This window comes from Halobaculum magnesiiphilum, assembly GCF_019823105.1.
Taxonomy (GTDB): Archaea; Halobacteriota; Halobacteria; order Halobacteriales; family Haloferacaceae; genus Halobaculum; species Halobaculum magnesiiphilum.
On the sequence record NZ_CP081958.1, the window covers coordinates 668,160 to 694,496 of the forward strand.

The following is a 26,337-nucleotide window of genomic DNA, read 5'->3' on the forward strand; positions in this document are numbered from 1 at the left end:
ACGACTAGCACGCAATAATTTGCGGAGAGATAGAATTATTGTGTTCGGTCGGATAGTGTCCCATATGCCATCCGATGAGCCCTCCGACGACGAGTCCGAGTGGGTACGGACGTGGAAGGCGAACGCGTCGGCGTTCGATAGGGTGAAGTCGGTCACGATGACGCTCTCGGAGCCACAGCCCGTCTCGTGGATCGCCGAGGAAGCGGCGGTCTCCCCGAATACCGCGCGGGACCACCTCCGCCGGCTCATCGATCTCGGCGTGGTGACGGCGACCGAGACGGCGGGGACTCGCCACTACTTTCCGGACCCGTTGTACACCAGGCTTCGGGATGTACGAGAACTGCTTCAAGACACGACGAGGGAGGAGCTCTCCGAGCAGGCCGCCGAGTTGAAAACCGACATCGCAGCTTGGAAACGCGAGTACGATGTGGATTCGCCGGCCGCGTTGCGTGAACAAGCGGCTTCGGACGGCGTGTCTGCCGAGGAGGCGTACGAACGCACGCGGGTCGCGAGCGACTGGGATCTGGCCCGATATCGACTTTCGCTCGTCCAGGACGCCATCGAGAACTACGACCTCTGGACAGCCGATCCGTCGTCGCTCACTGCATGACCGGCGACCGGGACACGCCGGGAACCTATCCTGACGTCGGGGGCCAGCCCGCTGGCGTCTCGCTGTGGGATCCCCACAGGAATGGCGTCCGCGCTGACGGCGGTGGAACCGCTGGGCGGGATCGCCACCGCATTTTACGCGAGTTGCGCAGCGAGTTGGTGCGACATCCCGGGGTTCGATCCATCGAGGGAGAACCACCCGTGGAGTACCGTGAACTTCGGGCGACGATCGATCCGTCGTGGTTCGGCCGCGGAGCAGAGATAGCGTCACTTCGGGTGACGTGGATTCCGGATCCGTCACCCGGGCCCGAAGCGTCCGACCGTGCGACCGACACGTGGGAGCGCACACCGATCCGGGCGTACTACACGCTTCACTACAGTGAGTCGGACGGAGTCGACTGTGGGTTTCACTGCGAGCCGAACCCACACGTCGACGGCCTGCTCCATTATCAGGAACGGGACGGCGAAACGGACACATACACCTACGAGCCGGTCTCGTTCGGCGCACGCTCCGTGGTCGGGCTCGTCTGGGAGCTGATGGATGCACTCGCCGAACGACTCGACGGTTCGGAGTCAGTTACCTACGACTGAAGTCGTGAGGTAGCCATCGTTTTCGCGGAGCAGGCGGCACGCGTCGAGCAGGCGACAGGCTTTCCGCAATTGGATTACGTCGGCCTCGTGGGCGTCCGGGCCGAGACCTTCCTCGTAGTCCAGCCGTCCCAGTTGGCCTCCGAAGGCGTCTTCGGCACGAGCGACGGCCTCGGCGAGGGCGGCCGGCTCGTCAGGCATCGCTCATCACCTCCCGCTTGAGATCACGAAGTTCCTCACTGTCGACGAGAGTGATCGCGTCGGCGAACACCTCTTCGAGGCGATCCCCGTGGCCGCGTGCCGATTCAGGTGTCTCGACGAGAATCTGGAACTCGTACCGGTCGCCGTCGAACCGTTGCTCCCCGAGGTCTTTCGCGAGTTCGTTGGCTCGGTGCTGGTCGGTTCGGTCGTCGGTGAGCACCCAGAGGTCGATGTCACTCTGGCGGTCAGCCCGACCTCGGGCGACGCTGCCAAACACGAGGGCGCCCTGAAGTTCGCCTATCTCGTCACGGACGCGGTCGAGTGCCGCTCGGATGGGTCGATGGAACTCCGGCTGGGGGATGCGCAGGACAGGATCGTCGGACTTCCGTACCCGGGTTCGATTGATGCCTACGAGACGACGGTTTCCTTCCGTCGAGACGGTGACGATGCCGTTGGTTTCGAGGACATCGACGGCCCGCTTGACCGACTGGGCCGCGTTCTCGGTGAGCCGCCCAAGCTGCCGAATCGTGAACTGCTCGTAGGGATTGTCACTCAGGAGTCGTAGAAGATCGTCAGTAGCCGTGTGACGGAACAGATCGGGATCCGGAGCCGGGATCGATACCTCGACCCTGGCTTGGTCTTGGTCGGAGGTCTCGGTTTCTTGTCTCGTCATGCGTTACATGTCTCGTCTTAGGAGACATTAGGTTTTGGGAGGTAGGTCCGAGCTTGCGGCCACCGACGCGTCCGTGGGTGGTATCTCACAGTGTCACCCGCCGAGCCGGTCGCGTACGCGATCCCGACGGTGGTCCTCGAATACATAGCTAACGGCTGGCCGTCGTCGCGGTCGGCGAGGGGAGATCCAGTAGATCGTGGGGAAGTCCGGGGGTGGGTGATGGTGGACGGCGACGAAGTTGGTCGGTAGCGGAGCCACGGATCATCGTTCCAGGGGCCGGAGACACGCCCGTCGCTGGGCCGTGAACACGGCCCGTTTCAAGGGAACTTCGATCAAGAGCCCTCGGACTGAACCCCCAGAAACGCAGAGCTTGTCGTCTGAGGCTAACGACTAAACCATGTCAACGCGATCGACAACGGACGATGGCGACTGCCGACGAACAGATCCGCGTCAGCGATTCGGTGAAGCGAGAACTCGACCGTCGCCGCCGGGACGGGGAGAGCTACAACGATGTCCTGCAGCGCCTGCTCGAGGACGACCGCGACCTCCTCGCCGGATTCGGTCGGTGGTCGGACGACCACGCCGATCGGGTCCGAGCGGCTCGCAAGCAGTCTCGGTGAACCGTCTCTGGCGTCTGCTCAGCAGCCAGAACGCGGAGCGTTCCGGCAGCACCACTGTATCGAGTTCAACTAGCATCTGAATTTTGGGGACGGGCAGGAGAGCGTCTTCGTTCGGGGATCGAGGTGGAGTGAGTGTGTCGAGGGGGCGCTTGAGTGTCAGTTGTCGTAGTCGATGCCCGCACGTCGGTCCACAGCACGGCGACCGTCGATTGTCGCGGTCGGGGTGACTGTCCACTCCCAATGGACCGAGTTCGCGTTCGGATCGCGGTGTCGAGTCCCGCCGTCATAGTCGGATTTATGAGGGATACTGTTTGACAGAGAACATGAGCTTCGACGCCGCGGAGATCCGCGCGGACTTCCCCGTGCTCGACCGACGCGTGAACGGCCACCCGCTCACGTACCTCGACAACGCCGCCACCACGCACACGCCGCGCCAGGTGTACGACGTCTTCGAGGAGTTCTACGCTGGCTACAACGCGAACATCCACAGGGGGATCCACGAACTCAGCCACGAGGCCTCGATCGCCTACGAGGAGGCCCACGACCGCGTCGCCGAGTTCCTCGGCGCCGACGGTCGCGAGGAGATCGTCTTCACGAAGAACACCACCGAGAGCATCAACCTCGTCGCGTACGGGCTGAGCCGGGGCCTCGACGCCGGCGACGAGATCGTGACGACGGAGATGGACCACCACGCCTCGCTGGTGACCTGGCAGCAGATCGCCAAGCGCACGGGTGCGACCGTCCGCCACATCCCCGTCACCGCCGACGGCCACCTCGACATGGACGCCGCCCGCGAGCTCGTCACCGACGACACCGCACTCGTGTGTGCGCCCCACGTTTCGAACGTGCTCGGCACGATCAACCCCATCGAGGAACTCGTGGATCTCGCGCACGACCACGACGCGTACGCGGTCGTCGACGGCGCCCAGTCGGCGCCGACGCGGCCCGTCGACGTGGGGGCGATGGACGCGGACTTCTTCGCCTTCTCGGGCCACAAGCTCGCCGGCCCCACCGGCATCGGCGGGCTGTACGGGAAGCGGGCGATCCTGGAGGAGCTCGACCCGTTCCTCTTCGGCGGGGAGATGATCCGAAACGTCACGCTTACCGATTCGACGTGGAACGAGCTCCCCTGGAAGTTCGAGGCCGGCACCCCGCCCATCGCGGAGGGCATCGCGCTCGGTGCCGCCGTCGACTACCTCTCCGAGTTGGGCATGGAGAACGTCCGCGCCCACGAGAACGACCTCGCGCAGTATCTGTTGGGGGAACTCGCCGACCGGGAGTTCGTCCGGACGTACGGGCCCGAAGTCGGCGAGGAGCGCACCGGCCTCGTCTCGTTCAACGTGCAGGGCGTCCACGGACACGACCTCTCCAGCCTGCTGAACGACCGCGGCATCGCCATCCGCGCCGGCGACCACTGCACCCAGCCGCTCCACGATCGGTTGGAGATCCCCGGCTCTGCACGCGCGTCTGTTTATGTGTACAATACCCGAGAGGACATCGACCGGCTTCTGGATGTGGTGGATTCCGCTCGCGAGGACCTGGATGGGTACCTCGCGTCCGAACGCTATCACGACCTTATCAGCGAGCATTATGAGAATCCCCGGAATCAGGGTGGGCTCGTGGATCCTACGTTCGTGAAGTCCTCAGAGGAAACGACGTGTGGCGACGACGGCGAGTTCCACGTGACGATCTCGGACGGCCGGATCGAGGAGATCGCCTTCGAGAGCCGGAGCTGTGCGGTCAGCCGTGCCGTCGCCAGTCTGCTTTCGGAGAAGCTCGAGGGGATGACGGTCGAGGAGGTCGCCGAGCTCGATGGGTACGTGGTGAGTGCGTTGGAGGGGCAGTACCCCGACCTCCGGCGCGAGTGTGTCGAGGGGCCCGAGGATGTGATTCGGGAAGCCGCTCGTGAGTACGTGATTTCGGGGTAGGTGAGTGGTGGGGTAAGGGTAGGTGTTCGCGAAGAGGGGGACCACAGCTACTCAACCCAGCAGAGCACTACCGTAGTTCTTGGACAAGGGCAGCAACCGCCTCGTCGACGAGGTCGTTGTCAAGTCGACCCTGCCAGAAGTCAATGTCTTCGTGGTCGATCGATTACACGCCCCACGGGACGATCCGACTTTCGTCCGGTGTCCCACCGCGAAGCCAGCTCCTCTCAGGGATAGCGATGAGGCCGTCCATCCAGGACTTCGACGTAAGCGTCACCGCGATATACTGCTCGCCGTAGAACGGATGTCCCTCGTGGTTCGAGAGAATGAGCCAGGGCCGAGCGTTCTCGTCACCGTTGAACGGGTCGTCACCGTAGACGACATCGCCCCGCTCGAAGACGGGGGCTGCTTCGTCGTCGGTCACTGTTCGTTCTCCACACTCGGATGTGCCTCACTGGGCGCATGTTCGCGCCAAGCCTCCGTGTCCTCTGTGCCGAGTCGGTCGTTGAACAGGGCAGTCGCTCGCTCGTAGCCACTGTATCCGTGGAGGCGGTCGGTGTCGTCGGTTATCGCCCAGTATGTCGCCTTGTGTTCAACGAGACCTCGGTCCTTCAGTCGTGAGAGTGCGGTGCTGACCGCGCCCTCGTCAATCCCGATCTGGGAGGCGATCTCGCGCGCCTTGAACGCCCGATCCCCGTTAGCGGAAAGGAATCCGAGTACCTGGTCAGGGACCGAAAGGTCCTCGAGCTCCTCCTCGCTCGTGTTCTCGAAGGTGTCTCGATCGATGGACATCGTTGATTGGTGAGACGGTACACACTGTAATGAGTGGTAGGTGTGAAAGCTACGAAAATACCGAACGTGAGTGAGGGGTGAGCTCTGGGTAGATCGCTGGGTGGGGATATCGAATCGGGTTACTCCAAGTCAACCCGTCGTGAACCGCCTCAGGGGCAGACCTTGTGGCTTCCCGGGTTGCGATCCTCGTGACTGGAGGCGCAAGGTGTGGTCAATGCGCTCGCCAGATTGATGGGCGATTCGTCCGTACCCCGGCCGATGACGGACGAACCGCTGCAGGCGACCGTTACCCAGCGGGGTGTCGTCTTCGCGCCGACCGACGAGGTATTGATCGTCCGGCGAGCGACCGACGGCGGCTGGGAGCTGCCGGGCGGCCGCGTCGACCACGGCGAGCGTGCCGTCGCCGGCGTCCGCCGTGAGATCACCGAGGAGACGACGCTCGACCCCGAGGTCGTCGCGCCCGTCGACACGCTCGTGTGGCGCAATGATTCTGGGGATGGGCGGTTCGCCGTGTACTACTACTGTCGGGTGGATGAGCGGGACGTGTCGCTGTCCGGTGAGCATGACGAGTACGAGTGGACGGTGGTGCGTGAGGCTCGACGGCGATTGAGCGAGCCGCAGGCCGCGGCCGTTGTGCTGCGTTGGAGAGGCGGCGGTCGGAGTAACGTGAGCACCACCTCTGGATTATAGTGAGCGATCTCGTGACTTGTTTGCGGCCGGCCGGTATTGATCCGAGTCGGCTTTGTGCCGTCGAATGACTCTCGGTTTCGAGCCGAGGGTGCATCCTCGCTGGCTCGACCGTTCGTTCGTGTTCTTCCTATTGTTGCGGTTCCATCTCGAACGCTTCAGTTGTCCAAAGGTATTTCATGTACACGTTTCACAAGTAGCCAACGAGAACGGCACGGGCTTCAGTTGTCCAAAGGTATTTCATGTACTGTCGTACACGTGAGGACACGATGGCCGGGGACGGGCGAACCGAGTATTGTCCGCGGTGTGATGACCATTGTGAGGTGATCGAGACCGTCCCGTGGCAGTCGGACATGTGCAAGGAGTGCGGCGCCTCACTCGATGGGAATGAATGAGTGGAGCTGAATGCTGCCGACGATGGGTGAACAGGCGGAGTAGTTTCGTCGATTGATCTGGCCCAATTAGTGGAAATTGCGTGGACTACCAGGTCCGTCATTCGAATACGATCCCGTTCCGTCGGTCGTTTGCGCGCTGACCGTTGATCACCACCGGGGCCACAATCGCGTCGAACGCCTCGTCGAGGGTCGCGATCTCCTCTCAGTCGGTCACGATGAAGGCGGTGGGAGCGTCGTTGAGAGGTATAGTTGGTCGTAGTTCCTGAAGTACCGTACCTGTGGCCGTTTCCAAGTCAGCTTCGACATTCAGCGCAGTGGACCTGTCCCCCTGGTTTCGGAATCTCCATATCCAGTGGATTCTCGTAGACAACTTCTCCACACGCATCGCACACTGTCGGTACTTCCTGTGAGAGCCACTGCTGGATCGTTTCACGGGACAGCCCACAGTTCGCACAGATCGCTGCAGTCGGTACGTCCCGGAGATCATCCGTGTCGAACGTGTGCGCTCGTTCAGCACATGCATCGACACGGGGATCCGTCGACGCCCCTGACTCTATGAGTTCGAACTCATCATTCCCAGCGACGGCTGGCGCTTGCAACCCAGTGAACTCAGAGCCATGTTGGACGCGTGCGGTCATCTCAGCTCCGTTCCCCTCCAACAACCGCATCCGATCGACATCGAGGACGCGGACAGGGAGACCCGAGGGACCGAGATATTTCGACCCGATGAACTTCTCCTCGATGTACTCCCATGCGGTCTCGTACTGCTCGCGGAATGCCTCCATTGGGTCTTCGTGGTCGTACTGCTTCGCCAGGTTCGCGCCCTCCCGTGCGAAGCGGACCTTCGCGAATGCCACAGGGAGGTCCTCGATCTCACGGAGCTCAAGCAGCTGCCGATACGCCTCGACCGTCGCCACTCCGTCTTCAGCCATTTGGCAGACTTCAACGAGTTTCCGTCGCGCCTGCCCACGGTGACCTGCATCAGCCAAGTTGACCGCGTCATCGACTAGTTCCTGTTTGTACGCACGTACGTCGGACGCCGACGCGACATCCATCCGAACCGGATGGTGCAGTGTCCCGCGGCGTGCGGACGCGACCCGCTGGCGTGTCGAGATACGGTGCTCTGCTGCACGAATCTCTCCCCGAAGCTTACTGAGCGCGATGGCGTCTGCGAGCGGTTCGCGATCGACATGGATTCGTTTGGTCTCCTGCTTGCGCCAGTCTCCGTGGTCAGCGTCCAGTATGTCCCAACAGTAGCGCTGGAGGACTGTCCAGTACAGTTCCTCCCGAGACCGATCACAGATCACGAGAACAACCGGGACAGACGCCTGCAAGCAATCCTCAACAAGAAAATCCGTCTCAAAATCGTGCCAGACAGCCTCCGAGTCATCGAACCCCTCGGAAGCCTTCAGCTGGATGTAGAAGGGTGACGGAAGGACGCGATTACCGTGTTGGTCTCTGGTGTCGACCTCGAATCCCTCCGTGGGGCGAACCTCGAAGTCAAACGCGTAATCCTCGTCGAGTGAGTTCACCACCCACTTCGAGAGCGTCATGCGCAACCGTCCCCGCGAATAGCGTTCGAGTTCGTGGTTTCGGTCCGTCTGCTTCCCCATAGGTGACCAACAGGTTCCGTGCCCCTGAAGACATCGGCGATAGTAGGAGAAGGAGGAAATTCGGTAGTCGGTGAACCGTATTTGTCCTAGTGGTAGGCCAACTACCAGGTTAGCCCCTCGTACACGATCCCGTCCCGATGGTCGATCGCGCGGCGGCCGCACCGTGCTCCTAAAGCTCCTCAATGATCGGCATGGCACGAGAATTCCGGGTATCGTCCGTACCCGGTTTGAACGCCAAGCCAAGTGTCCCACCAGCGCGAGTAGAACGGCCTTGCGACCGCGCTCCTCACCGTCGATGAGCACATCGACGACGAGGGCGGCATGTCTCTGTCGAGCCGACGTGGGTAGTTGAATGCGTAACCGGTCTCGGCTCACGGGTCGCCGGTGCGTTCCGGAACCGAACGGGGGAAGACTCGGCTTCGAGGCCACCGCCTCGACCTCGTCGCGGCCGCCCGCGAATCGATGAAAACCAGCGTCGTCGATCCGAACCGCGTCGCCTCTATGGAGTCCCGATGTGGGTCAGTCGCTGCCGAATATTTGGCGCGACATCAGAACTACGGGGTACCCATCAGGTAGTCCATTTTGCAGGAGGAACCTTAGACGCTGCTCTGTCCGGTTTTCCCTTGATTTTGCTCCAATAGAAGGTAACAGTGCTTAAACAGCGCGGCGAGACATACGTCAGTCTCCTTTCGAATTTATAATCAAAGGCTATGAGGGTAACAGTAAGGCTATCCGAATCTCTATACACGTCGCCATTGTATCCAATTTATCAGAAGTCCAAGTGTTTTCCTGCAGGTACAGGCACGAAACGTGACGATTCGTATTCACACGACGGCGCCGGTTGTTTATAAAGAACTCGGCCCCGGTCGATTAGATATCGTCACGCTGCGTGACAGCACTCGTCGCCGTCTGGTGATTCGCTAAATACACGGTACTGCGGCGGGGTGATAAATGTTCGGTATTAGTCAAATAATAGCATAATTACGGATGGATGGGGGGAGTATTTATCGAAGCTTCGGAACTGGTCGAAACGACAGTTACCAGGTAAGCCCTTCGTAGACGATTCCGTCTCTGCGATCGATCGCCCGGCGGCCGTCTATGACAACGGGTGTGGCCATGGCGTCGAACTCCTCGTCGAGCGAGGTGATTTCCTCCCAGTCGGTGACGATTAGGGCGGCTGAGGCGCCATCAAGTGCGGCTGCAGGGCTTTCTGCGTACTGGATGTCGGGGAAGTGCTCGCCCATGTTCTCGGCAGCGATGGGGTCGTAGGCGGCGATCTCGGCGCCGCGTTGTTGCAGCCCCTCGATGACGGGGATTGCGCGAGAGTTGCGGACGTCGTCAGTGCCGGGCTTGAACGCAAGGCCCAGAACGGCGACGCGTTTGTTCGTGACGTCGACGTGTTTGTCCATGAACGAGAGGAGGCGCTTTGGTTGTTCGTCGTTCACCTCGGTTGCGGCGTCGAGCATGAACGGTTCGTAGTCGTGCTGGCGGGCCGCTGCGCGGATCGCGGCGGTGTCCTTGGGGAAACAGCTTCCGCCCCACCCGAGCCCGCTGCGGAGGAACTGTGCGCCGATACGGTCGTCGAGACCGATGGCGTCGGCAACCTCGTAGGCGTCGACGCCGAGCTCCTTGCAAATGTTCCCGATGTCGTTGATGAGGCTTACTTTGGCTGCGAGGAAGGAGTTGTTCGCGTACTTGATCATCTCCGCCGTTCGGGTGTTCGTCTCGACGACCGGTGCTTGGGTTCGTTCGACGAGCGGGTCGAACACCTCGTGCATATCCGCGAGCGCACGGTCGTCGTCGGCGCCGAGGACGATCTTGTCCGGATCGAGGAAGTCGTGGACTGCCGTTCCTTCTCGGAGGAACTCAGGGTTCATCCCGACGCCGAAGTCTTCGCCTGTGGTCTTGTTTGACTCTCGCTCAAGGATTGGGGTGATTTCGTCCTCGGTGGAGCCTGGGACGACCGTGCTCTTCACGACGACAGTGTGCCAGTCATTCTTTTCGGCGAGGGTTTCGCCTAATTGTTCGGCTCCGGCCTCCATGATCGAAAGATCGATGCTGCCGTCGTCGTTCTGCGGTGTTGGGAGGCAGAGGAAGGTCGCGTCGGTGTCGAGAAGTTCGGCGTAGTCGGTGGTAGCGCGGAGCCGGTTTGTGCTGTTGGAGCCGGCGTGTTTCTTGAGGAGCTCCGGGAGGCCGTCCTCGTGGATGGGTGCCTCGCCGGTGTTGATGACGTCGACGGTTTCCTGATCGATATCGATGTTGACGACGTGGTGGCCGAGATCCGCGAAGCAGGCCGCGATCGTCGTGCCGACGTAGCCGCTGCCGACGACGGAGAGGTGCATGGCGTCGGGTAGGCGAGAGGGTCACTCATAGATTTGGTTATCCGTGTGAAAAGACATATGCCGGAGTATGACAACTCCAACATAGTCATGAAAGCCGTTGTACTGGCCGCCGGCGAGGGGACGCGGTTGCGTCCGCTCACAGAGGACAAACCGAAGGGGATGGTCGAGGTCGACGGGAAGCCCATCCTGACACACTGCTTCGAGCAGCTGGTGGAGCTGGGCGCCGATGAACTGGTGGTGGTGGTCGGCTACCTGAAGCAGAACATCATCGAGCACTACGGCGACGAGTTCGAGGGGGTGCCGATTACGTACGCACACCAGCGTGAACAGAAAGGGCTCGCGCATGCGCTGTTAAACGTCGAAGAGCACATTGACGACGACTTCATGCTGTTGCTCGGGGACAACATCTTCCAAGCGAATCTGGAAGACGTGGTTCGTCGGCAGCAGGAGGACCGGGCAGATGCGGCGTTCCTCGTGGAGGAGGTTGACTGGGAGGATGCTAGTCGGTACGGGGTGTGTGACACAAATCAATACGGGGAGATTACTGACGTAGTGGAGAAGCCAGAAGAGCCGCCGTCGAACCTGGTGATGACCGGGTTCTACACGTTCACCCCGGCGATTTTCCACGCGTGTCACCTCGTGCAGCCTTCTAACCGTGGCGAGTACGAGATTTCTGAGGCGATTGATCTGTTGATTCAGAGTGGGCGGACGATCGACGCGATTGGGTTGGAAGGATGGCGGATTGACGTTGGGTATCCCGAGGACCGAGATGAGGCAGAGAAGCGGTTAACTGAGACTCAGAGTGCTGAATCTGAGTCCCAACCGTCGGCCGAGTCTTAAGTTTCGAGGTTCACTTGGTTAGGTTTCGTTCTGTTCTGAGCGCCTCTGGGTACGGCTCCACGTATGGGTGGATCTCCAGATCAGAACACAGTGGTAAAACCCATTTTAGGGAGTCGTGGGCGTAGTCTCACAATCGAACAGATCGCTCCAGCGAAGAAATCGAAGCAGATTGCCCGACTGTGTGTTACAGGAAGCTCTGACGGTAAGGAGTTGAATGCTCGGTTGTCGTCTGCACCGAACATGATTGTTTTGATTCAGGAAATCCTCAACCAGAGTTCCCCTCTCTGCAACGCTAACCTTTCGACTGAATTGAATACAGCTCTTTATATTTTCCGTCTTTATCGACTAGTTCAGTATGTGTTCCAATTTCTATCACCTCACCGTCATCCATTGTATATATTCGGTCAGCATTCTGCACTGTGGACAGCCGATGTGCAATTGTGATCATTGCGTAGTCCCGGTCCATCGCTTCGATAGCTGCCTGGACTTCCTGCTCCAAGTTCGAGTCAAGGTCACTCGTAGCTTCGTCTAGGACCAACAGGTCTGCATCCTCTAACAGCGCTCTTGCTAACGCAACACGTTGCTTCTGTCCCCCAGAGAGTCGGACTCCGTCGTCGCCAAGCATCGTGTCGTACCCGTTCGGCAAGGTTCGTAAGAATTCGTCAACTCGTGCGATTTTGCAGATACGATTCAACTCTGTTTCCGTTACGTCTCGATTTCCAATCGTGAGGTTATACCGCAGCGTATCGTTGAAAATGAACGGACTTTGGCGCACAATCGAGAGTCGGTTCCTCCACTCATTGATGTCCATTTCGTGGATCGGTACGCCGTTTGCCCGAATCTCACCTTTGTCTACCCTATAGAAGCGAGCCAGTAAGGACACGATAGTTGATTTCCCGGCACCAGATTGCCCAACGAACGCTATGAACTCACCTTTTTCAACCTCAAAGCTAACTCCACGGAGTACCTTCTCTTTTTCGTCATACGAGAATTGAACGTTATCGAATTCAATGTGATCAATCTGTGCTGGGACATCATGTATGGGTTCATTCGTCTCTTCCCGACTCTTTAATTCCTGAATGAATTTCTGGGTTCGAACGAGATGCGGCAAGTCATTTTCGACTTTATAAAATAGCTGGTTTAATCGACTCACATTCGGCCCCAGTCGGAACATAGCGAACAGAAACACACCGAGTGCTCCAACTGATAAATTAGCGAACGTTAATGACATATATATGAGAACAAATACGGATACTGCGACACCGAGATTGTAGAAATTATTAATTGCCGCTTCATTACGGCGTAGTTTGATACGAGAGTCAGTAAACTGATCAATTGCAGCCATGAAATCTTGGTACAACTCATCAGTCAAACCGAATATTCGAATATCCCGAATTCCCTGTGTTCCTGCTTGTACCGCTTCCTGTCGCTGTTCGTTTGCTTCGGCAACCAACTCTCCGATGTTGTATCCTGGTTCAACGATGTGCCGAAGTAATACTGTGATTCCACCGAGAACGGCAAGCGCAAATATCGTAAGCCTTGGCGCCATCAAAAGTGCGATCAGCAGATATGCCAGCGATAAGAAAAGTACTCCTGAGAGTTGCACGACGTGCTGAATCGCTCGGCCAGCGTAGTTTGTCTGTGTGACAATAGCGTTCAGAATATCATCGGACCCTTCCTCATCAAAATACTCTATCCGAGCATCTAATGCACTTCCATACGCTCGCATCTGCAGATCTCGGATGTAGTATGTTCGTAGGGCCTCACGTAACCAAGCTACGAGGAAACTCATTGTGTAGCGGGCGGTCATCACCACCGCAACGCCAACAACGACGAACCCTAGGGTAAATGGGATACCCAGAGTTTGGTATACAGATACAAACATGCCCATTACTCCGTCCGCTTGAGTAACGGGGTCTTCCGCTCGTGCGAGTTCGATAATTGGTAGAATAAAACCTAAGCCAACCCCTTCGAAGATTGCAGCAACGAATCCGAGCCCAATAATGGGTACTGTTAACTGGGGGTTGAAGCGAGCCACATCAAGTAGCGCATTAATTTTCTCTCGACCAGACACTGTGTTGTTTTCCGAATCAGACATAAATGGGGGTGTGAAGAAACTTCTATTAGTAAGAACATATGCCATCAACAAAAGTACTCTGACTTCAGGACGCGTGAGCAATATGAATAGCAGGCGAATTGTAAACGGTCGGACGAGAACGTTCGGCACCCAATATATCGAGAATCAAAACGGGCTCGGAAAGTGATAATCCAGCCTGATGGAGTCGGATTCCGGGCTTTATCGAAGACTCGGGTGCCGCCTCTCGTTCCAGAAACTCTAATTCGAATCAGTCGACATCTTCGATGAGACGGGCGATCTCGTGCATTGACCACTCTAAAAGATCTCCCAACTCATCCATCATCCTTATGTGATGACCACCAACATCCTAAAACTTATTTACCTCCCATAATTTTCCTGGGTTAGTATGGGTCGATTAGTTTTTTCAGATGTCGATGGCGTTCTCACAGACTCAAAAATCAATATAGGCCAAGACGGTGAGATTTTCAAATCGTTTAATGTGAAAGATGGATATGGGATCGTCCAGTGGCGGAAACAGGATGGTAATGACTTCGTGTTTATCACCTCAAGGGAATCTCAAGCTGTTGTTAATCGCGCGTTGGAGCTTGGTGTGGAAGAAGTCCATCAAGGGGTGAAAAATAAACAACGAAAAGTCAAGGAGATCGCGTCTCGTCTCGGGTTCGATCTGACGGATACAGTTTATATTGGTGACGATTTGACGGACTTACAGAGTCTGAAAACCGTCGGCACGGCCTGTTCTCCTAAAGATGCGGCTCCAGAAATTAAAAACGAGTGTTCCTACGTCAGCCAGTATAACGGTGGTGACGGAGCTGTTCGGGACATCCTGAATTATTTAGAATCTGTTTCCCAAACGACACTCGGTGTTATCCCCGCTCGATACGGGTCAACACGCCTGCCCGGCAAACCATTAATCAAGCTCGCTGGTAAGCCGATGATTCAGCATGTATACGAGCGTGCGAGAGACGCAACGCTGCTTGATGATCTCATCGTCGCAACAGATGATGAACGCATCGCTGAGGCGGTTGAGGCAGTCGGTGGTACCGCAGTGATGACCGACCCTGACCATCCAACTGGAACGGATCGGGTGGCAGAAGTCGCAGCGAACGTGGAAGCAGACTTTACGATCAACATTCAGGGTGACGAGCCGTTAATCGACCCAGATGTCATAGACGCTATCGTGTTAGCTCTTCGAGAAAGCTCTCCGAAAGTTGCAACCCCGATTTCGACAATCGAAGACAACTCTCTTCTTGATGACGAAAATACCGTAAAGGTGGTAACCGACACCAATGGCAGAGCACTCTACTTTTCACGGGCGAAAATACCGTCTGGTGGAGAAGTAGGTAATACATACAAACACATTGGCCTATACGGATTCAAGACAGAGTTGTTACTCGATTACGTCAATATGGAGTCGAAGCTAGAATCCGCTGAAGACTTAGAACAACTCCGACTGCTCGAAAACGGGTACGAGATACAGACTGTAGAGACGGACTACGACCCCAAAGAGGTTAATGTGAAACGTGATATACAAGTAGTAGAAGAAGAAATGCAACGAGAGCGCACCAATGAAACTCACTAATAGTATCTCGGTCTCTAACGAAGACCAATTCTTCCTTATTGCAGGACCGTGTGTGATCGAATCAGAGAAACAAGTGCTGCAAACAGCACGAGAACTAAAAGAGATTACTAACCGCCACAACATCGAACTAATCTTCAAGAGCTCGTTTGACAAAGCCAACCGCTCGTCGATTAGTTCCTACCGGGGCCCCGGGATGGAACGTGGACTCGAAATTCTGCAGCGCGTCAAAGACAAGTATGATCTGCCGGTTATAACTGATTTCCACGCCCCTGAACAGGCAGAGGCGGTCGCAGACGTGGTTGACGTTCTACAAGTGCCTGCGTTCCTCTCACGACAAACGGATATGCTCACGGCTGCCGGTGAAACGGGGTTACCAATTAATGTAAAGAAAGGACAGTTTCTCTCAGCAGATGGCATGGACAATGTTGTTAACAAGATTGAATCCACGGGGAACGAACAGGTTATGCTCTGCGAACGCGGTGCGATGTTCGGATATAATAACCTCGTTGTCGATATGCGGAATTTAGATATCATGAAAGAGCTTGGCAAGCCAGTCGTGTTCGACACAACACACTCGGTGCAGCGTCCGGGCGCACGCGGTGACTCCAGTGGTGGCGACCGTCAGTTTGCGCCGACGTTAGCGCGGGCTGCACTCGGAGCTGGGGTGGCGGGTATCTTCGCTGAAGTGCATCCTGATCCGCCGTCAGCTAAATGTGATGCAGCCACACAACTTCCCCTTGATGAATTCGAATCGCTTGTTAAAAAATGGAAAGCGATTGATGACACGGTGAAGGATAGTGAGCGACATGACTGAGATGGACAAGACAGACGTTTATGAAGCTGTTTCTCACACGCTGTCGGTTCAAGAGAACTCTATTGCTACGCTTCAGAATGCGGAGACAATAGCGGAGATAACACAAGTGGCAGAAGTAATTAGCGAGGAGAACGGTCGAGTAATATTCTCTGGTATTGGCAAGTCTGGAGATGTAGGCAAGAAGGTCTCATCCACGTTCAATAGTATTGGGGTGTCTTCACACTTCCTTCATCCTGTTGAAGCACTTCACGGCGATTTGGGATCTCTTTCAGCCGAAGACCTTGTTATTCTCATTTCGAATAGCGGAAATACTGACGAGATGGTGGAACTACTGCAATTTATTCGTTCATTTGATGCGACAACTGTGGCGATCACGTCCGACCCTGAATCGAAGTTAGGTAAACAAGCGGATTATCACGTCAATACGAAAATTGAGAAGGAAGGCGCAGTCGTAGAATTAGTCCCGATGGCCAGTGCCACTGCTACGATGATTATCGGAGACTGTATCGCAAACGCCTTGATGACGAATCGGGACTTCAGCCAACAGGAGTACGGCCATTTTCATCCTGGGGGGGCGATTGGGAAGCGTCTGTTGCTAAACGTTGAGGACTTAATGCACAAGGACATTCCAAAATCTCGGCCGGCAGACACATTAGCCACAGTTGCTCTGAAAATAAGTGAAGGCGGTAAAGGGATTGCTGCGATTCAGGACGAGGAGAACTATTTGAAAGGTATCTTGACGGATGGTGATATCCGTCGACTGATTGAATCTGGAAAGGATCTGCATAATGTCGTAGCCAAAGAAGTAATGATTACTAACCCAATTACGGCTTCCGAAGATATGGCCGCAATAAGAGCTCTAGAAGTTATTGAAGAGAACGACATTTCACAACTTGTGGTAACTGATGATTCTAACAGGTTTTTAGGTGTCGTACACATCCATGACATTATGGAGAAAGGGCTAACAGTTTGATTTCCCTAACAAAAGGCAAATACGTTTAAATAGGGGATTGATGATTTTAGGGGCGGTATGGTTTTTGCTGCTCCGAAGTAGCTTACTGGGAAATTTGTTCTTTCTCATTTGTATCCGAGAGCAGCCAAGCGTGAGTCTACGTTCATCTGGTCCCCGTGGCGGATGGACGGTTCAGTTACTTCGGGATCGTAGGTTCGGGTATCAGTTCCGCTCGTCCGTATGAATGGAACCTCTCGAAGACACGACACCGCCAATGGCGGATGACCATAGATTCCTAGACTTCCGAAGGCGTTCCCGTGGTCGGATGTCACGACTACACTCCCGACGTCAGCATTACTCAGAAGCAACTCTACCTCGTTCATCACGAGCCGGAGGTTCTCCCGGTACGCCGTCCAAACCTCCTCTCGGCCCACTTCACCCGCCTCAAGGAGACTCCAAACGTTCTGTTCGTCACCCTCTTTGCGGAACGCGTAATCAAGATTGACACCGTCAGCGAGCTTGTTGTCGATAAACGGATAGTGGGGTTGCATGTAGTGAACAATCAACCTGTCGGGGTTGTTCTCTCGCAACTCAGTTATGGCGCGGTCAGTTACTGGTCGTGGTGGTACGATACCGATGTCTTCGTCCCAGTGGGTCTGCCAAAGTTCGTCAAGTAAGTTAAAGCGCGCTGGATCCAGTTCGCTCGAGAACATATTTGCAGTGACATATGTTGTTCGAGAGACTTCGTCCTGGTACTCCGTCGCGAATGTCCGTTCTAGCCATTGCTGTGACTTCGACCCGACCGAGTGAATTTCGGCGTACTCCTCGGGGAAGTCGTACTCTGGGTATACTTCACGCATCAGGTCTGCCCGGCAAGCGTCGAGGACTAACAAAAGGTCCCAATCGAAATCATAGATGTTCGGCCCTCGTTTATACCCTAACTTGTCAAGTCTGCGGAGCGGACCGTTCCGAAATACTTCAACCCCGACGGTTCTGGCAGTCGACCGAACCCCTTTTTCTCTAAGCTCACAAGCCGTATTTTGCAGAAAGTCGAATACAGACATATTGAAAACTCATTGGGCGTCTATTATATGTGTTGTGATAGCAAAACTTTTGCCCGCAAATTTCTACTGGTTAAGGCTCCTCGCTCGAATCACTTCAGCTATCGCGTCTGCTGCCGACTCCTCTAACAGGAACTGTTCGTGAGCGAACTCACGCTGTTCCGAGGCTAGTGCAGTAACCGACTTGGGCGTTTGTTCGGAAACAAACTCGGACAACGCCTCATTGGTCTTCAACAAGGGTACTTGAGGGGCACGCGCGTATGGTTTATTCTGGATTGCTGGATACCAACTGTTATAACAAACTGTTGGTGTACCGTTGAGCATCGCCTCAAGACCCACGTTGGAGTTAATCGTCATGAGTAGCGACGCATCTTTAATTTCTCTCCCTAAGTCGTCGCTCGCCATCGTTACGTAGTCACAATCAGCTAGTTGGTCAACTTGTCGTTGATAGAATTCCGGGGTTTCGTCGGGGTGAGTCTTTATTTTAATCTCGTCAACTAGATTGCTTTCCATACACGCCTCCAATATGGTCTTCAGGAACTCGCTTCGGACATCATCCTCAAAAGGTTGGGTCGCAATGAGAACAGTGAATGGGGTTGTTTCTTCTAGCTTATTCGGTGTCCCAAGCGAATTAACGTCGTATGCTACCTCAAAGTACGGCCGTCCGATTTCTAACAGTTCTGGGATATCACCCCCGTCATATATTCGCTTAATGTGATTGACGCCGATCTTACTTGGAACGAAGTATGTCGTGTCAGATGGTGGAAGGAATTCTGTGCCCGTTACAGTTGAGTGATGGACGTAATATGTATCCACATCCTTACGCTGTGCCGCCTCTAGGATAGCAAAGTCGCGTGGGTTCGGACCCCCAATCACGGCCGCATTAACATCGGTGTTTTCAAAGTAGTCTACGGCCCAACAGAAATACATGAGCGATCGGATATTTTGTTCAAAAACTACTCTAGTAGCAGTCTGAACGGTGTTTGGAAGTGCGACGCCGTACTCACGCTTAAACAGCGGTAGGAGGCTAGCGACCATTTCGTCTCTCCCAACGGGGTTCACAATCTCTCCAAGGACCCGAAGCTCACGGCGGATGATTCCCAATGTAATGTAATTCTGATACGAACAAACATCAGGCTCATAGTCAAGGTTTAGGGAGGACCAATAGAACTGCAGACGGAGTCGTGGAATCAGACAGTTTGCATCACCATCAAGAGCCTCTGCAATGGGGAGTGTGCTATCGAACCGGTCCGGATATGGAAACACAGAGATTGGTCGGCCATTAGGCGAATAATCCTTCGGCAGTACAAGACTTAACAACTGATCAAGAAGGAGGAGGCCAGCCTGTCGAAATATACGAGCCGTCTTTTTTGCCCATTCTACGACTTGTTCGACACCTGATTGTTCGTTTTGGCAGCTAAGTTTACAGTCTAGCTGTGTACAAACATCCTTAGCTACTGCTACGTACACTTCTGGTAACTGACTGTCAACGATTAGTTCGTCTACATTATTTTCAGTAATGTGAGTCATTAACCTCTGCGCTAGCGGAACGAGATCAAGGAGGGCCCCCTTGTCTGGATACGGCGTCGCCAGATGTGTCCAGATTATCTGGTATAATGGGACCGACCACTCCTCCTCAGGGCGATGTTCGTACATTAATCGGAGAACTTCAAAGACGGATTCGTCGTCGACGGCGGCGAGTTCCTCACGCAGTACGAACGTCTCTTTATCCCATCCGTCCGGAGCGTCTCCTGCGGTCTTCATAAAGAATGACCGCTTCATGTATAAAGGAATTTACTCCGCAATCGTAAACGATTGTCGGTTCGTCGAACATAGACCGGTTAATTTAACTAATCCTGTAAATCACTGTCAATTAGTGTACTAGCGTGTCTGCCATACGAAGTTTGTGTAACAACTGGTATCGGCCGAGATGGTGGTATCGCTCGGGACTCCCGTTCCTGATGAAACAGTACTACTCGAACCGGCCGAATCGTGGAAGCCGGATTATGGATGAGGACTGGGACAATCTGCTAATCCTTGATGCCTGTCGTTATGACCTCTTCGAAACTGCGAACGCCTCTTTCGAGTTGGCCTCGAGGGCATCACTTGAGTCAAGACGCTCACGTGGGTCGAACACACCCGAGTTTGTTTCGGAGAATTTCGATGATGGCCCCTATCTGGATACCGTATACATCACAGCGAATCCGCAGGTGAACCTGAATACTGACGCAGAATTCTTCGATCTAGTCAACGTTTGGGAGGATAGCTGGGATGACAATCTGGAAACTGTCCCACCGGAGCCGGTTACTACCGCGGCACGGGCCACCGCTAAGCGCGCACCGGAGAAACGTCTTATTGTTCACTACAATCAGCCGCATTACCCGTTCATCGGTGAGACAGGGCAGGAAATTGCGACCCATGCGGGCATGGAATACACGCGACGCGTTCTAGAAGGGGAGGCACCGGAGCGTGATCACGACACGGTTTGGGAACAGCTCAAGGATGGCACTGCATCGGTCGACAAGGTATGGGAGGCATACTACGAGAACCTCGTTCTAGTCCTCGACGAAGCGTTGACGTTGGTCGACGAGTTGCCCGGGCGTACTGTCATCACTTCCGACCATGGTAATCTGCTCGGTGAATTCGCTTGGCCGTTTCCCATTCGGCTATATGGCCACCCTGGACACATCCATACGAAACACTTGGTCTCAGTTCCGTGGTTGATTTTCGAGAGTGATGAGCGCAAAACAATAACCGCCGGGGACGAGGGCGTCAAGGGAAGGACCAGCAAAACTGACGTCTCGGACAGACTGGAAGCGCTCGGGTATATGTGAGTGCAACATTCAGATCAAAAGGATCTTTAGGCAATCTTCACCGAATCACCGACTTGAGATCATCAATAGTCCGAAGATCCGTCTTGAAGAACTCCTCATTATCGGTGATTCGTTCGGGCTCCCACTCCCACCAAGCCGTTTCTAGCAGCTGTTCTCGCATCTCCTCGTCGAAACGATACGATTTTGGCTCAGCAGGCACACCAGCCACGACAGCGTACGGGTCAACGTCATTCGTAATGACCGATTTCGCCCCGACAACGGCACCGGGACCAATCTGGACGTCCGAGAGAACGGTGACGTCCGCACCAAACCAGACGTCAGACCCGATTTCGATCGGACCCTTAGACGTATGCGGGAGCTCTTGCCCGAGAAAATTATCGTAGAATCTCATCTGCATTCCGGGTCTTGAAGTGACGTGATCTTCAGCTTGGAATGTCGCTCGACGTGCAATAGCACAGTACCGGCCTATGTCTACCGATCCGACCGCCTCGACTTCACGAACGAGGTTTGTCCAACGCCCCACGTCTATGTCTCCGTCTAGACGACTCTCCGGGCCTACTCGGGCCGACTCATGGACTGTTACGTCGCCTCTCAATCGTGAACCTTGACACACAGTCGCTTCCGATTTAAGCTGTGCATTTCCCTCAATTGACGTTCTGTATCCTATCTTTGCCCCCGGTGCCGACGAGATTGATGTATTGGCAGGTGATCTATTGATTATATACCGAAACATAGTCGGGTATCCAAGCAACCCGATCAGCTTGGATAGATGATTTTTCACATTCATTAGCTGAGTATGGTAAGGTAGTCTTATTATAGGTGTTTTATAGCTTGGGATTATTAAGTATTGTTATGATGGCGCATTTTATGTAAATTTGACTCTCTTAACTTAACATTGCGAGTTAAAACATGGATTGTATGTCCAACCTAGAAAACTCAACTATTCGTTTCAGTTGTGGCCGGCGTGGTTTTGATAGTCGTTGTGTCTCTGTATATATCAAACCAGAATATACTTGTGTCTGTTCTATCATCTAACCGAAGATGGATATCACTTGCAAATTCACATCTTCTGTTGAGGAGTATGAAGGGACCAAACTAATTGGATTTTGTCAGTGGCGGCAATGTGTAGATGAAAGTAACTTACCCATTGAAGCGTTCAGTAAGGCTACTACTCGGCCTGAGGTCAAAGATGTGGCCCGTTCGGTTACAGGCTTTTTCTCAGTATTGACTCCCATCGATGATGGGTGGTGTATCGCGGCCGACTATATTAACAGTTACCCGATTTACTACGTGTCGACAACGGGACCAATTCATCTCACAGACTCTCAAGAGCATGCAATTCAGGAGTTATCGAACACTGAATTTGATACAGTGTCTACAGCAGAATATCGTACCGCAAGCTATGTCACAGGGCCACAAACCCTTTTAAAGGGCGTTAGCCAGTCTCAAGCGGGTGAAATCATCCATTTATCTCCTTCTGGTATCGACAAGGAGAGGTATTTCAACTTTGAGTATGGAAACCAGCATGATCGAACGTTCGAGCACGTCCATCGAAATTGGGAGATATGTATATCCCGACTCATTGAATATGCGAACGGCCGACCGATCTGGGTGCCGCTAAGCGCTGGTTTTGATTCTCGGTATATTGTCACTGCGTTAGCCGAAATGGGGTATCCGAACTTGAACTCGTTTTCGTGGTCGAGTCGCCCTCAACAAGACGAACACCTGACCGCAGAACGTGTTGCCCGCTCTTTGGGCGTAGAACACCATCACTGGGAACCATCCCATGAGGATTGGAGGAGAATCTATCGTAGTAGTGGGCGTGAGGAGCTTGACAATCAACTCTGGTTATCGAGTGTCCCTGTACTTAGGGAATGGGGTGCGGTTCGTGAACTTGCGAACCAAGGCACGGTTCCTGAAAACAGCGTTATTGTCCCTGGACATTCGGGAGATATGATTGCAGGCAGCCACCTATCCGATGTGGCACTTTCTCCACCGGTATCCGAGCGGGAGGTCATTGATGAAATACTGAGAATCCATTACCGATACAATGCTATAGACCAAACCCAGGAAGAACATATTCGGGAGCGTATCCGGGATGTAATTCAGTTCGGTGGTGGTCCTCTGACCCAAGCACTCGAGGCGGTCGAACGGTTCGACTGGCGAGAGCGACAAGCGAAATGGATTACGGCGGCAACAAAAACTCATGGGCAAACAGGATTAGATTGGTGGCTACCGTTTTGGGATGCAGAGTGTGTTGACTTTTGGCTGGATACATCATTTAAACAGCGTAGCGGTCGGCGATTCCAAAGAAAAGCAGTCCAAGATAAGTACCGTTCCGTTGCAGATAATCCTGTAGGCCATTTTGCTGCGACCTCCTTGACTGGCCGAATAAAAAACATAGGCCGTGAATCACGAATTGAGCCTCTTCTACGGAAAATGTACAATTACGCGACCTCGATTTTGGAGAGTCCCAAGCAGTCAGTCCAAACGCCAGAAGAGATATATGAGAATTTGGAATACCGATTTGGGATGATCCCTCGTGACACGTTTTTACAGGCCTACAATGGAGACGCCGATCACCGCGCGTATCGAGCTAGACTGCTGCTCGGCGATATTGATGTTGGAGATATTACCCACCCTATAGATAGAGTCGACCAATAAAAGGAGTGGCTGGTATTATGTATTTACCAAGAACTATCTCAATAACTGCCCGTAACAGAAGATATATTGCCCCCAAGCTCGGTATCCGGTTGTGACTGACGCCCCTCTGGTTTCTGTTGTCATACCTACGTATGACCGGCCAGACAGAGTCGGTGACGCTGTCAGCAATATTAGAGAGCAAACCTACCGACCGATTGAGACAATCATCGTTGACGACTGTTCGCCGACACCGGTATCCGACGTAATCAAAGATGAATTCGGGTCACATCACGGAGTGACGATTATCCGCCACGACGAGAATCAGGGCGCGAACGCGGCGAGAAACTCTGGAATCAAACAAGCGAACGGTGAATACGTAGCGTTTCTCGACGACGATGATCGTTGGTTTCCGTCGAAACTCAGGCGGCAGGTCGATACACTCGAGTCGGCCGAGGCTGATACTGCAATCGCGTACACAGGGAAAGTCTACGTCAATGATGAAGGGCTCATCCAGAACGTTTCGACGCATTGTGTATCCGAGAAGCCCACGAAGCAGCTGTTAAAGACGAACCTCGTTGGTTCCTTCTCTACCCTGCTAGTTCATCGAGATGTCTTTGACGACGTAGGGGTGCTTGACGAAGCGTTCCCCTGCTGGCAGGATACTGACTTCCTCGTCAGAGCGACCCAGACGTACGACCTCGCATGTGTCCCCGAACCCCTGACGGTACGGGTGTACCACGGTGATCAGATAACCGGGGACTTCGACGCGCGGACTGAGACCGCGCTTCCGCTGTTCCTCGAAAAGCACAGTGATTTGGCTAATGAGTACGGCGATGGGTTCGAACGACAAATGCGGTCGCGGCTGTTTTTCAATGTCGGTTGGAATGGGGTCGTTAATGGCCATACTCTAGCAGCGTTCCCCTACATTCTACGAGCTATTAGGACCGATCCGGCTTGGATGCGGCCGTACGCGGCACTACTTGCGTGCATCGGCGGCGACCCGGTAAGACGCCTGCTGAGCGCTCTCAACAATTTCCGGTCTGATGACGATCCACGGGTCGGTGACACGATTATCGATACGGACGGTGAGCTTTCGATCCAGTCGCCGAAAGCGGCCGAAAAGTGGGAAGAGACGTTACCGGAGGCGGTTGTCGTCCAATGACAGTCGACATCGGGTTTTTTCTCCCGTCGTTCGACATCGGGGGCGCGGAACGGGTCACAATAAATTTAGCGAACGGGTTCGCCAATCGCGGCTACAGCGTGGACCTCGTTCTCCCCAGTCCTCAAGGGCTGCTCCGTACAGAGGTTGACCCGCGGGTTCGCGTTGTCGACCTTCAGTCATTACCGTTTCCGGGTTACACCCGGCTCGGGGACATTCCATTCCTAATGAGGTATCTCCGTCGGACGACCCCTACTTGGTTCTACACCGCTATGAATCACATCAATGTTCCTAACCTAATTGCGTGGAACCTAGCTCGCGTGCCGACCCAAATTATCGTGACGGAACACATCGACCCTAGAGTTGCCGTAGTGAATTCCACTAAAAACAGATTCGTCTACGCAGCGGCTAAAGAACTCTACTCGACAGCAGGCAAGTTGGTCGCTGTTTCGGACGGCGTTGTTGAGGGACTCAGCGATATTGTCGGTGTAGATCGCGACGCAATCACTCGAATCTACAATCCCATCGTTTCCGAGACTCTCCGGGAACGAAGTATGGAACCGCTCAACCACAAATGGTTTTCGTCAGATGATTACAAAGTTGTACTCGGTATTGGCCGTCTCTCAGAACAGAAGCAATTCTCAGATCTGGTGGAGGCTGTGTCACTGCTCGCGGACGAGTCAGTTCGCCTGGTGCTCATAGGTGACGGCCCAAAACGTGATGAACTGGCGTCGCGTATCGCCGAACTCGGATTATCGTCGTCGAGTGAACTGCTCGGGTACGTCGACAACCCGTATCAATATATGCGGAACGCGTCAGTGACGGCCCTTCCGTCTATCAGGGAAGGGTTTGGAAACGTCCTCGTTGAGGCGATGGCTTGTGGTTGTCCCGTTGTTGCAACGGACTGTCCAAGTGGCCCGGCGGAGATCTTGGACAACGGTGAGTACGGTCGTCTCGTATCCGTCGGTAATCCGTCTGCGCTGGCAGCCGCTATCGGTGAGACCCTTGAGGAACCGGTTGATGAGGACAAATTGATAACCCGGGCGTCGGATTTCAGTATCAAAGCTGCAGTGGATCAGTACGAGCGTCTACTTTGGGGGTGACAACATGACACGATTTGGATTTTCGGACGGCCGACTTATGAATCGGCAGTGGCAGGAGACCGCTCTTGTACTGTTGACTGCGCCAGTCAGCATTGGAGCGCTAATTGTTGGGTGGGCCGTCGACGTAACAATAATTCGCTTAGTCGCCATATCGGTGGGTATTGTCGTAGCTGGATACTATGTTTATCTCTTGTTGCCGATGCGTGAAACAGATATTTTTCAACTCAATTATATGAAAACTCAGGTGCTAGATGTTGCAATATATCTCTTGCTCGCAACTCTCGGTGTCACTATTATAGATCTAATCGGCCAGGGTGTCGTTCCAGCGCTCGTTCCAATCATCGGTGTCGTGATTGCAATCAGAGTTGTTCACGGCGTAGATAGTCCCTACAGAACGCTCACTGAAATCCTATTATTTGGATTGATAATCAGAGCAGGTCTGTTTTTCAGCGCTCCTGTCTACGGTCCCGATATCTTTCACCAGGGAATCCCCGGGTACATTATGGCGACTGGGGAACTAATCCCATCGTCGATACATTACTATCACGCGTATCCGGTATCACATACTTTAGCTGCTATCGGCGGATTAGTTACTGGGCTCTCTGTCGGACCAACGACGGGTCCCGGGATGTTTCTGTTCATTGGGTTGGTCCAGTCCCTCGCATACCTCGGAGTTTATTTGTTGTGTCTTAAATTGGGCTGTGGGCACCGTCAATCACTTCTGGTCCTCCTCGTGACAATCTTATCGGCGGGACCACTCATCCGGGGAAGCCAACTCTTTGCGCAGACATATGCAGGAGCTATGTTTG

The 26,337-nt window shown here is 54.5% G+C and carries 22 protein-coding genes and 3 pseudogenes; 13 read left to right on the forward strand and 12 right to left on the reverse strand.

Features of this window, described 5'->3' with window-relative positions; all coding sequences use genetic code 11:
* Positions 1-64 precede the first annotated feature (64 nt).
* Both K6T50_RS03445 and K6T50_RS03450 read left to right on the forward strand, forming a co-directional pair.
* Positions 65-610 carry a winged helix-turn-helix domain-containing protein gene (locus K6T50_RS03445; protein ID WP_222608026.1) on the forward strand — a complete coding sequence of 182 codons (546 nt, stop codon included), beginning with the start codon at positions 65-67 and terminating at the stop codon, positions 608-610.
* A gap of 200 nt (positions 611-810) precedes the next feature.
* The gene (locus K6T50_RS03450) at positions 811-1,200 is read left to right on the forward strand and encodes a hypothetical protein (protein ID WP_222608027.1); all 390 of its coding nucleotides are present in this window, start codon (positions 811-813) and stop codon (positions 1,198-1,200) included.
* Here K6T50_RS03450 and K6T50_RS03455 read toward each other — a convergent pair.
* Both K6T50_RS03455 and K6T50_RS03460 read right to left on the reverse strand, forming a co-directional pair.
* The gene (locus tag K6T50_RS03455) at positions 1,183-1,398 is read right to left on the reverse strand and encodes a DUF8154 family protein (protein ID WP_222608028.1); all 216 of its coding nucleotides are present in this window, start codon (positions 1,396-1,398) and stop codon (positions 1,183-1,185) included. The two genes, K6T50_RS03450 and K6T50_RS03455, sit on opposite strands and share 18 nt — an antisense overlap.
* The gene (locus tag K6T50_RS03460; RefSeq protein WP_222608029.1) at positions 1,391-2,071 is read right to left on the reverse strand and encodes a nucleotidyltransferase domain-containing protein; all 681 of its coding nucleotides are present in this window, start codon (positions 2,069-2,071) and stop codon (positions 1,391-1,393) included. The genes K6T50_RS03455 and K6T50_RS03460 overlap by 8 nt, the downstream gene beginning before the upstream one ends.
* A gap of 422 nt (positions 2,072-2,493) precedes the next feature.
* Here K6T50_RS03460 and K6T50_RS03465 point away from each other — a divergent pair, with 422 nt between their 5' ends.
* Entirely contained in the window at positions 2,494-2,691 is a 198-nt protein-coding gene (locus K6T50_RS03465) for an antitoxin VapB family protein (protein WP_222608030.1), read from the forward strand.
* A gap of 323 nt (positions 2,692-3,014) precedes the next feature.
* The gene (locus tag K6T50_RS03470) at positions 3,015-4,619 is read left to right on the forward strand and encodes a SufS family cysteine desulfurase (protein ID WP_222608031.1); all 1,605 of its coding nucleotides are present in this window, start codon (positions 3,015-3,017) and stop codon (positions 4,617-4,619) included.
* A gap of 67 nt (positions 4,620-4,686) precedes the next feature.
* On the opposite strand, the pseudogene K6T50_RS03475 reads toward K6T50_RS03470, so the two are convergent.
* A pseudogene (locus tag K6T50_RS03475) lies at positions 4,687-5,040 on the reverse strand (type II toxin-antitoxin system PemK/MazF family toxin).
* Positions 5,037-5,408 (reverse strand): MarR family transcriptional regulator, encoded by a 372-nt coding sequence (locus K6T50_RS03480; RefSeq protein ID WP_222608032.1) that lies wholly within the window; start codon positions 5,406-5,408, stop codon positions 5,037-5,039. Before K6T50_RS03480 ends, K6T50_RS03475 begins: the two are co-directional and overlap by 4 nt.
* 258 nt (positions 5,409-5,666) lie before the next feature.
* Here K6T50_RS03480 and K6T50_RS03485 point away from each other — a divergent pair, with 258 nt between their 5' ends.
* The gene (locus K6T50_RS03485; RefSeq protein WP_222608033.1) at positions 5,667-6,098 is read left to right on the forward strand and encodes an NUDIX hydrolase; all 432 of its coding nucleotides are present in this window, start codon (positions 5,667-5,669) and stop codon (positions 6,096-6,098) included.
* A gap of 685 nt (positions 6,099-6,783) precedes the next feature.
* Here K6T50_RS03485 and K6T50_RS03490 read toward each other — a convergent pair.
* The 3 genes and pseudogenes from K6T50_RS03490 to aglM all read right to left on the reverse strand — a co-directional run bounded on the left by K6T50_RS03490 (position 6,784) and on the right by aglM (position 10,445).
* Complete coding sequence (locus tag K6T50_RS03490; protein WP_222608034.1) at positions 6,784-8,043, reverse strand: DUF4365 domain-containing protein; 1,260 nt, start codon at positions 8,041-8,043, stop codon at positions 6,784-6,786.
* A gap of 232 nt (positions 8,044-8,275) precedes the next feature.
* Positions 8,276-8,347 (reverse strand): annotated as a pseudogene (locus K6T50_RS19240) (UDP binding domain-containing protein); the annotation flags it as partial.
* Between the two features lie 793 nt (positions 8,348-9,140).
* Complete coding sequence (gene aglM, locus K6T50_RS03500; protein ID WP_222608035.1) at positions 9,141-10,445, reverse strand: UDP-glucose 6-dehydrogenase AglM; 1,305 nt, start codon at positions 10,443-10,445, stop codon at positions 9,141-9,143.
* An 87-nt stretch (positions 10,446-10,532) separates the two neighbouring features.
* Here aglM and aglF point away from each other — a divergent pair, with 87 nt between their 5' ends.
* Entirely contained in the window at positions 10,533-11,285 is a 753-nt protein-coding gene (gene aglF, locus K6T50_RS03505) for a UTP--glucose-1-phosphate uridylyltransferase AglF (protein WP_222608813.1), read from the forward strand.
* A gap of 292 nt (positions 11,286-11,577) precedes the next feature.
* Here aglF and K6T50_RS03510 read toward each other — a convergent pair whose 3' ends face one another.
* Positions 11,578-13,383, reverse strand: coding sequence for an ABC transporter ATP-binding protein (locus K6T50_RS03510; RefSeq protein ID WP_222608036.1), 1,806 nt, complete (start codon positions 13,381-13,383; stop codon positions 11,578-11,580).
* 100 nt (positions 13,384-13,483) lie between these two features.
* A pseudogene (locus tag K6T50_RS18865) lies at positions 13,484-13,615 on the reverse strand (IS6 family transposase); the annotation flags it as partial.
* A 153-nt stretch (positions 13,616-13,768) separates the two neighbouring features.
* On the opposite strand from K6T50_RS18865, the gene kdsB reads away from it, so the two are divergent.
* The 3 genes from kdsB to K6T50_RS03525 are packed head-to-tail and all read left to right on the forward strand — an operon-like array spanning position 13,769 to position 16,749.
* A complete protein-coding gene (gene kdsB / locus K6T50_RS03515) occupies positions 13,769-14,962 on the forward strand; it encodes a 3-deoxy-manno-octulosonate cytidylyltransferase (protein WP_222608037.1) in 1,194 nt (397 codons plus the stop codon).
* Positions 14,949-15,776, forward strand: a complete 828-nt coding sequence (gene kdsA, locus K6T50_RS03520; protein ID WP_222608038.1) for a 3-deoxy-8-phosphooctulonate synthase — start codon at positions 14,949-14,951, stop codon at positions 15,774-15,776. Before kdsB ends, kdsA begins: the two co-directional genes overlap by 14 nt.
* Positions 15,769-16,749: a KpsF/GutQ family sugar-phosphate isomerase gene (locus tag K6T50_RS03525; protein WP_222608039.1), complete on the forward strand. Its 981-nt coding sequence runs from the start codon at positions 15,769-15,771 to the stop codon at positions 16,747-16,749. Before kdsA ends, K6T50_RS03525 begins: the two co-directional genes overlap by 8 nt.
* Positions 16,750-16,853: 104 nt before the next feature.
* On the opposite strand, the gene K6T50_RS03530 is transcribed toward K6T50_RS03525, so the two are convergent.
* Positions 16,854-17,792 carry an alkaline phosphatase family protein gene (locus K6T50_RS03530; protein ID WP_222608040.1) on the reverse strand — a complete coding sequence of 313 codons (939 nt, stop codon included), beginning with the start codon at positions 17,790-17,792 and terminating at the stop codon, positions 16,854-16,856.
* 63 nt (positions 17,793-17,855) lie between these two features.
* The gene (locus tag K6T50_RS03535; protein WP_222608041.1) at positions 17,856-19,571 is read right to left on the reverse strand and encodes a capsular polysaccharide export protein, LipB/KpsS family; all 1,716 of its coding nucleotides are present in this window, start codon (positions 19,569-19,571) and stop codon (positions 17,856-17,858) included.
* A 224-nt stretch (positions 19,572-19,795) separates the two neighbouring features.
* Between K6T50_RS03535 and K6T50_RS03540 the strand changes: the two genes are divergently transcribed.
* Positions 19,796-20,623: a hypothetical protein gene (locus tag K6T50_RS03540; RefSeq protein WP_222608042.1), complete on the forward strand. Its 828-nt coding sequence runs from the start codon at positions 19,796-19,798 to the stop codon at positions 20,621-20,623.
* 37 nt (positions 20,624-20,660) lie between these two features.
* On the opposite strand, the gene K6T50_RS03545 is transcribed toward K6T50_RS03540, so the two are convergent.
* A complete protein-coding gene (locus K6T50_RS03545) occupies positions 20,661-21,014 on the reverse strand; it encodes a CatB-related O-acetyltransferase (protein ID WP_222608043.1) in 354 nt (117 codons plus the stop codon).
* Positions 21,015-21,664: 650 nt separating this feature from the next.
* Here K6T50_RS03545 and K6T50_RS03550 point away from each other — a divergent pair.
* The 3 genes from K6T50_RS03550 (at position 21,665) to K6T50_RS03560 (ending at position 25,528) form a co-directional block, all read left to right on the forward strand.
* Positions 21,665-23,287 carry an asparagine synthase C-terminal domain-containing protein gene (locus K6T50_RS03550; RefSeq protein WP_222608044.1) on the forward strand — a complete coding sequence of 541 codons (1,623 nt, stop codon included), beginning with the start codon at positions 21,665-21,667 and terminating at the stop codon, positions 23,285-23,287.
* 91 nt (positions 23,288-23,378) lie between these two features.
* Complete coding sequence (locus K6T50_RS03555; RefSeq protein ID WP_222608045.1) at positions 23,379-24,428, forward strand: glycosyltransferase family 2 protein; 1,050 nt, start codon at positions 23,379-23,381, stop codon at positions 24,426-24,428.
* Positions 24,425-25,528 (forward strand): glycosyltransferase, encoded by a 1,104-nt coding sequence (locus K6T50_RS03560; protein ID WP_222608046.1) that lies wholly within the window; start codon positions 24,425-24,427, stop codon positions 25,526-25,528. Before K6T50_RS03555 ends, K6T50_RS03560 begins: the two co-directional genes overlap by 4 nt.
* Positions 25,529-26,337: the final 809 nt, after the last annotated feature.